General features: G+C 70.3%; 6 protein-coding genes and 1 riboswitch. Of the genes, 1 reads left to right on the top strand and 5 read right to left on the bottom strand.

Features of this window, described 5'->3' with window-relative positions; translation table 11 throughout:
• Positions 1–90: 90 nt before the first annotated feature.
• Entirely contained in the window at positions 91–1,749 is a 1,659-nt protein-coding gene (locus ABN273_RS46785) for an AAA family ATPase (protein WP_349456057.1), read from the bottom strand.
• 387 nt (positions 1,750–2,136) lie between these two features.
• A riboswitch (cyclic di-AMP (ydaO/yuaA leader) is annotated at positions 2,137–2,279 on the top strand.
• A gap of 12 nt (positions 2,280–2,291) precedes the next feature.
• Between ABN273_RS46785 and ABN273_RS46780 the strand changes: the two genes are divergently transcribed.
• A complete protein-coding gene (locus ABN273_RS46780) occupies positions 2,292–3,068 on the top strand; it encodes a glycoside hydrolase family 25 protein (protein WP_349456056.1) in 777 nt (258 codons plus the stop codon).
• 502 nt (positions 3,069–3,570) lie between these two features.
• On the opposite strand, the gene ABN273_RS46775 is transcribed toward ABN273_RS46780, so the two are convergent.
• From ABN273_RS46775 to ABN273_RS46760, 4 genes are all read right to left on the bottom strand, one after another.
• Positions 3,571–4,623, bottom strand: coding sequence for a CU044_5270 family protein (locus tag ABN273_RS46775; RefSeq protein ID WP_349456055.1), 1,053 nt, complete (start codon positions 4,621–4,623; stop codon positions 3,571–3,573).
• The gene (locus tag ABN273_RS46770) at positions 4,620–5,204 is read right to left on the bottom strand and encodes an RNA polymerase sigma factor (protein WP_349456054.1); all 585 of its coding nucleotides are present in this window, start codon (positions 5,202–5,204) and stop codon (positions 4,620–4,622) included. Before ABN273_RS46770 ends, ABN273_RS46775 begins: the two co-directional genes overlap by 4 nt.
• Before the next feature lie 330 nt (positions 5,205–5,534).
• Entirely contained in the window at positions 5,535–5,705 is a 171-nt protein-coding gene (locus tag ABN273_RS46765) for a hypothetical protein (protein WP_349456053.1), read from the bottom strand.
• A gap of 131 nt (positions 5,706–5,836) precedes the next feature.
• Complete coding sequence (locus ABN273_RS46760) at positions 5,837–6,445, bottom strand: TetR/AcrR family transcriptional regulator (protein WP_349456052.1); 609 nt, start codon at positions 6,443–6,445, stop codon at positions 5,837–5,839.
• Positions 6,446–6,455: the final 10 nt, after the last annotated feature.

Raw genomic sequence — 6,455 nt, 5'->3', positions numbered from 1 at the left:
GTGGGGATCGAGGCGATTCTTGAGGGTGTGGGCGATTGCGGCAAGCCGAGGCTCGGGCATGACGACATTGACTCCTTGCTTCCATGCCGCCTACCGGGTCATCGTGATCGGGTCGGTGAGCGACTCGACCGCTGTGCGGTCGCGCACCACCGGTCCTGGATCGCGGCCCGTACGTGCCCGGCCGGCGGCCCGGAGGAGCAGCAGCACCGCGTCCTCCGGGTTGTCCGGCGCCGGCGTGATCTCGTCGAGCCAGCCGGCGAGGTCGGACCAGGCCTGCGGCCGGTTGGCGCGGACACCGAGGTTGCCGTACATCGCGACGGTCGGGGTGAAGCGGCGCCGGTCGATCCGCAGCGCGCGCGGGATCCAGGGCTTGATGAGGTCCATCGCGTCCTCCGGGGAGCCGGCGAACTCGGCCACGACGGCCCGCATGACGGCCACGGCGATCCGGTCCGTCTCGTCCAGGGAGGTCTCGCGCTCAGCGCGGTCCAGCAGCTCGACAGCCGCGGCGGTGAACCCGCCCTGGGCGGCGGCGTGCGCGGCGCTCCACAGCCGCCGTCCCCTACGCGGGCCGTCAATCGTGAGGTCGGCCGCCCGCGACAGCGCGGCCATGGCCGCGGCCGGGCCCCCGCGCAGGGCCGCCTGTTCGGCCGAGCGCTCGAGCTGGTCGGCGGCGTGCTCGTCGGGCCCGACAGCGGCCTGCCCGAGGTGCCAGGCATGGCGGTGCTGGTCGGCCGGGGCGTCGAAGGCCGCGGCGAGGGCACGGTGGATCGCGCCGCGCCGGTTGCCCGTGGCGCTGTGGTAGACCGCGGATCGGATCAGCGGATGCCGGAACACCAGCCGCGTCCCGTCGTAGGTAAGGATCTCGTCGAGCTCGGCCCGGTGCAGCGGGTCGGTGGCGAGCCCCAGGGACGTGGCCGCCTTCTCGATGGTCTCGACGCTGCCCGAGCCGTCGGCGGCGATCAGCTGGAGCAGCGGCAATGATTCGACGTGCCGCGCTCGGATCCTGTCCAGGAACGACCGCTGCAGCCGATCGGTCATGGCCGGCGGCTCCGGCGTCCCCTCCGGCGGGATCCTGCTTCCGGCAAGCTCGAGCAGGGCCAGGGGGTTCCCCTCAGTGACGGCCAGCAGGCGGTCCTGCTCGCCCTCGCTGAGCCGCCGCCCCCCTGCGCGCTCGGCCAGCAGCGCCCTGGCCGCTTCGGGCTTGAGCCCCATGAGCGGGATGCGGCGCAGGTCCGGCAGGTCGGTGCTGTGGCCCTCGTCGGCGCGCGCGGCCAGCGCCAGGGCGACGGGCTCGTCGTCCAGCCGGCGGGCCACGAACGCCATGGTCTTCAGCGTCGGCCGATCCGCCCAGTGCGCGTCGTCGATCACGCACAACACCGGCTTCTCGCCGGCCGTCAGGGACAGCAGCGACAGGGTCGACAGACCCACCAGGAACGGATCGGGTGGCGCGCCGTACGCGCGCCCGAACAGGACGCGCAGGGCCTGCGCCTGCGGGCCCGGCAGCTCGTGGGCACGCCCGAGCACGGGGAGCAGGAGCTGATGCAGCGTCGCGTACGCGAGCTCGGCCTCCGGCGCGACACCGACCGCGCGAAGCACCCGGAACCCGGCGGCCTGCTCCAACGTGTGTGACAGCAGCGCGGTCTTCCCGACCCCGGGCTCGCCGTGCAGTATCACCCCGCCGCCGCGTCCCTCTGCGGCGTGCCGCAGCAACGACTCGAGCAGTTCGCTCTCGTCGTCTCTTCCCAGCACACGCCGAGCATAGAAAGCACCGGCACCTGTGAACAACGCGGGCGTACCCCCAAGACCGGCGACCTCGCCGATGCGGCGGGGAGACGGGTCTCATGGCGCCAACCGCATCACCCTGGCCCGTGGAATGACGCATGTTCACAAGAGGAACGCCGGGATAATTCGCCCCATCCGTGTCGGCGGGCCACCAAATTTTTACCAAGTCCCACAACCCCTACAGGCACGGCACTTCAGTGCAGTTCAGCGGCCGGCACCCGCGAATCCAATTTGCCCTATTTGCGTTATCTACGGACATATGTCTATCTTTTGCCTCATCGCGACACAGATGTGACGACCTTTCGCCGCATCGTTGCCGCTTGATTGACCGGACCGTCCGCTGCCCTCCGGGGCGGTGTACGGCCGCCGAATCCGCGCCTCGCGGAGCCGGGGACCCACCTTTTGGGGTGAATCGGACGCCAGCCCAGGCTGCGCCCGTAGGGCACTTCCAGGCCCGAACCCGTCAGCTAACCCGGTAGGCGGCATGGAAGCAAGGAGTCAATGTCGTCATGCCCGAGCCTCGGCTTGCCGCAATCGCCCACACCCTCAAGAATCGCCTCGATCCCCACACCAAGCGCCTCAGCTTCGCCGTCGCCGGTGCCATCCTCGCCGGAACCACCGTCATCGCGGGCGTGGCCACCACGGCGCTCGCATCGGCCACCAGCCACGCCCCGGCACACGAAGCCCACCCTGAGAGCGGACCTCTCACCTACGGTCTGGACATCTCCAACTACGAGCCCCTGTACGACTGGAATGCCAGCGAGGCCCAGTTCGGCATCATCAAGGCGACGGAAGGCACGAGCTTCCGCGATGCCTCCTTCGCCAGGCACTGGCGCGAGCTGGGCAAGAAGGGCATCGTCCGCGGGGCCTACCACTACGGCCACCCCGGCAACGACCCCATCGCGGAGGCCGAGCACTTCCTGTCCGCGGTGAACTCGCAGCCCGCCAAGCCCGGCGACCTGCTGGTCCTCGACCTGGAGACCACCGACGGCGAGTCCGTCGCCGAGGTCAACGCCTGGGCCAAGACGTGGCTGTCGTACGTGAAGACCAAGACCGGAATCACCCCGATGTTCTACAGCGGCTGGAACTTCGCCAACGCCTACGGCAAGGGCCTGGCCGAATACCCCCTGTGGGTCGCCCACTACAGCAAGGCCAAGGGAGCGGTCACCCCGCCCGCCGACTGGAAGTCCTGGACCATCCACCAGTACACCGAGTCCCCCATCGACCAGAACGTCTCCGCGCTGACCGCCGACCAGTTGCGCGGCCTGGGCCGCCGCGCTGTCTGAGCAGCGCAAGGAAAGGGACCAGCCTCGTCCGCCGGTCGTCACCGGCGACTCCCGCGCCGCCGCACCTGCCCCTCCAGCGATCCACCGGCCGCACATGCGGCCTGGAGCCGGTCACGGGCGGCGGCGCCCCCAGGCCCGCAGGCCGACGGCGCATGCCCTTGACCGGGTCGCCGCGCGTTCCCCCAAATGGATAAGCGCCGGCCGCTGCTGCGCTGCGCCGACTGTGGTGTGCGCCAGCGCCGGCAACCCTGGCCAAGCCCTCGCCTGGTCCGGTCGCGGCCGGGGGCTCGACGTCACCGTCGTGGCATCCCGCTTCGCGCCCGCGGCCTGGAACTCGTGGACACCGTGCCGCCGTTCGACGCCGTCCTGATCGCCCTCGGCGGCGGGGCGTCCGCCCGTCACCACCGACTCGACCGACACCATCGCTGACGGCGTCGGTGTCCCGTCCCGGCCGTCCTGGACGACCTCCTCCTGGTCGCCGATGACCGCGGCGTTTGGTGCTTTAGCAGGTCACCGCTTCGGGAGCGTCGGCTGGGATCTTCGGCATGGACTTGACGATCTTGGTTTCCAGTACTGCGCTGGCGTAGCGGAGTACCTCCGTGCCACCGCGCGGCGGCTCCGACAGGTGTCGCGAGCCGAGGAAACGGTAGGTGCCGGGTTCGAAGATCAATTCGGCGCGCTGCCATCCGTCTGGGCCCTGATATCTGATCGAGGCGCCGACGCCCTGTCGCCCGGCCAGGTCGGTGAGGTCGGTGCGCATGGTGGCGGTGGGTATCTTGGACAGCGCGCCGAGCACCGCCGCACGCAGGCCGGGACCGGGGAAGGGGTTTCCGGCCAGGGTGACGAGACGGCTCACCACCGTGTGCTCGACGAGCCGCTCGATCTGATCCTTGCTGGGCGGTGCCGTGCCGGGCTCGGGCCGTTCGTTCCTGACCGAGGCAACGGCGTCCGCGCGAATCCGGGCGAGCAACTGGTCCGGGTCGGCGGGCAGGTTGCCTTTACTGGTCGGTGAGAGCACGTTCACGGTGCACGGCCCGGCGCGCTGGAACTCGACTGTGCCCGGGGTCTCCATACTGGTCGGGGCCTGGCCGGTGTGCGTGCGCAGCTTGCCGTAGGTGAGGCGGGCCAGCGCGCCGTCGGGGTCGGCGGCGGGAATCCAGTACTCGCGGTTGATCTCCTGAGTGACCTCAGAACGGCTGTCGCGACCCCATACGGTCATCCAGGTCTGTTCCGTGCGGTTGACGTAGAGGATCTGGCCCGGCTGTGGCGCTTGTTGCTGGCCGGCGGCCGTGGCCGCCTCCTGGAGCAGTTCCGCCGCGTTGGCCGGGGTCGCACCGCCGTCAGCACCGGTCAGGAAGGCGACTGCGGCGACGGCTGCCGCCAGGCCGACCGCGGCCATCCGGAGCAGGAGGCGGTGCTTGCCAGAGCCGGTACGAGGCGTTCGTTCCGCCACCGCCTCGGCTGCGAGCAAGTCCTTCGCCTTGGCGGTGGCCGTGGCGGAGGGGCCGGGCAGCGTGTCGTGGAACGTCTTGATCTCCTGCAGGTCATCGGTCATGACGGCTCCTCGATGGTGATGGACGTGCGGAGTTTCCTGCGGGCCCGGTTGAGCCGCGAGCCGACGGTGCCGCGCGGGACGCCGAGCGCCTCGGCGATCTCCTCGTAGGTGAGCTGGGCGCAGGCCACCAGCAGCAGCACGGTCCGGTCACCGGGCGAGAGCGCGGCCAGACCGGCGGCCAGGCGCGGCTGCATGACGGCGGCGGACACCCGCTGGACCACACGCTCGTCGTGGCTCACGACGTCGGTGACCTCGGCACTTCTGGCCAGGGCGCGGTACCTGCGGGCCTCGGCGCGCCGGTGAGCGTCCACCAGATTGGAGGCGATGCCGTACAGCCAGGCGCGGGCATCGGGCCGGGATAAGTCGTAGCGGGTACGGCCGCGAAAGGCCCGCAGGAACGTCTCTGCGGCGATGTCGTCCGCCGCCGATTCTCCGAGACGGAGGTGCACGTAGCGGTGGATGGCCTCGTGGTGCCGGTCGAACAGCGCACCGAACCGCTCAGGATGGCGTAGTGACACCTCGATGAGCTGTGCGTCGGTCTCGGCGGTTGGCGGAGCCGACTGCGGAGGGGGAGCTGGCATGCCTGCCCTTCGGGGAAGAACCATGGACACGCCTATTTCGCTGTTCCCCTGATTTGTATTCACACCCAGCAGATCATTTCTACACCTGATCTTCTGCACGCGGCTTCCGCCGGCCCGAGGGCGGACGCGACGGCCCGCGACCAGATGCCGCAGCTGCCCTGCACAGCCGACTCCGCAGGGACAGGACGGGAGCGCCTGGCTCCTCGCACTATGCTGCGAGAGCTGGTCAACGTGCCTTCCGCTATGCCTAGCGCGACCATGGCGATGGTGTGGCCGACGACCACGACGGGGGCCGGTGGGGCAACAGCGAACAGGATCAGTGGTACCGCGTTAGATGGCCACGGCGAGATTGCCGAGCAGAATCGGACGTCGGGTGCGGAGGCGCGCGGCCGCCATCGAGCCGGCCATCACGCCGATCGCGCCGCCCTGCAGAGTGAGGATCCAGATGCCATCGCCGCCCAGTTCCGCGATCGCGATCGCCGGACCGAGAGTGAACAGCACTGCGCGGCACTGCCCGAGTCGGGCGCTGCCACCGGCGGGGCCGTTGTCGGGGACGAAGACAGAGTGCAAGCCGCCGGCGTGATCGGTGGTACGGCTACGTCGGACCGCTGCCTGTGCTTCGAGCAGGGCAGTCAGGGCGGTCCGAGTACGTCCGGGGTGATCAGGGCGCGGGCGGTGGCGGCGAAATAGTCCTCGGGGGCGGCGTCGGCTAGGCCGAGGATGACGCTCTGGCTGAGGCCGACCATGAGCGCGCGCAGCGCCGTGGCCAGGCGTTGCGCCTGGCCAGGTGTGAGTGCGTTCCCGTGGTGGAGTCTGCCGGACAGCAGCGCGGTCAGGCGTTCTACGTGTGCCCGGACGGAGGCGGCAAGTTTGGGCGCCAGTTCGGGGTCGCGCAGGGCCAGGTCCTGCAGGCTGATCTCGAACGACAGGTGGCGCAGCGCGTCGGGGTCGTCGCACAGGCGGCGGTAGTGGCGGGCGAAGATCTCCACCGCCTCGCCGAGGCCCATGCCAGCGGGGACGGCCTGCTCGATGCCGTCGTAGTGCGGGGTGAGGTAGTCGGTGACCAGGGCGACGAGCAGTCCGTTCTTGTTGCCGAACAGCGAGTAGACGGCGCCGGTGGTCAGCTCGGCCTGCTCGGCGATCTCCTCCAGCTTGGCCCGGTGGCCGTCGCGGGCGACGATCAGGCGCGCGGCCTCCAGCAGAGCCCGCCGGTTGTGCGCCTTGGCCTCAGCCCTTGTCATTCTCATAGTC

This window comes from Nonomuraea sp. B19D2, assembly GCF_040137845.1.
GTDB lineage: Bacteria > Actinomycetota > Actinomycetes > Streptosporangiales > Streptosporangiaceae > Nonomuraea.
The sequence above is the reverse complement of the archived record's forward strand: the minus strand, read 5'-3'. Positions and strand labels throughout refer to the sequence as shown.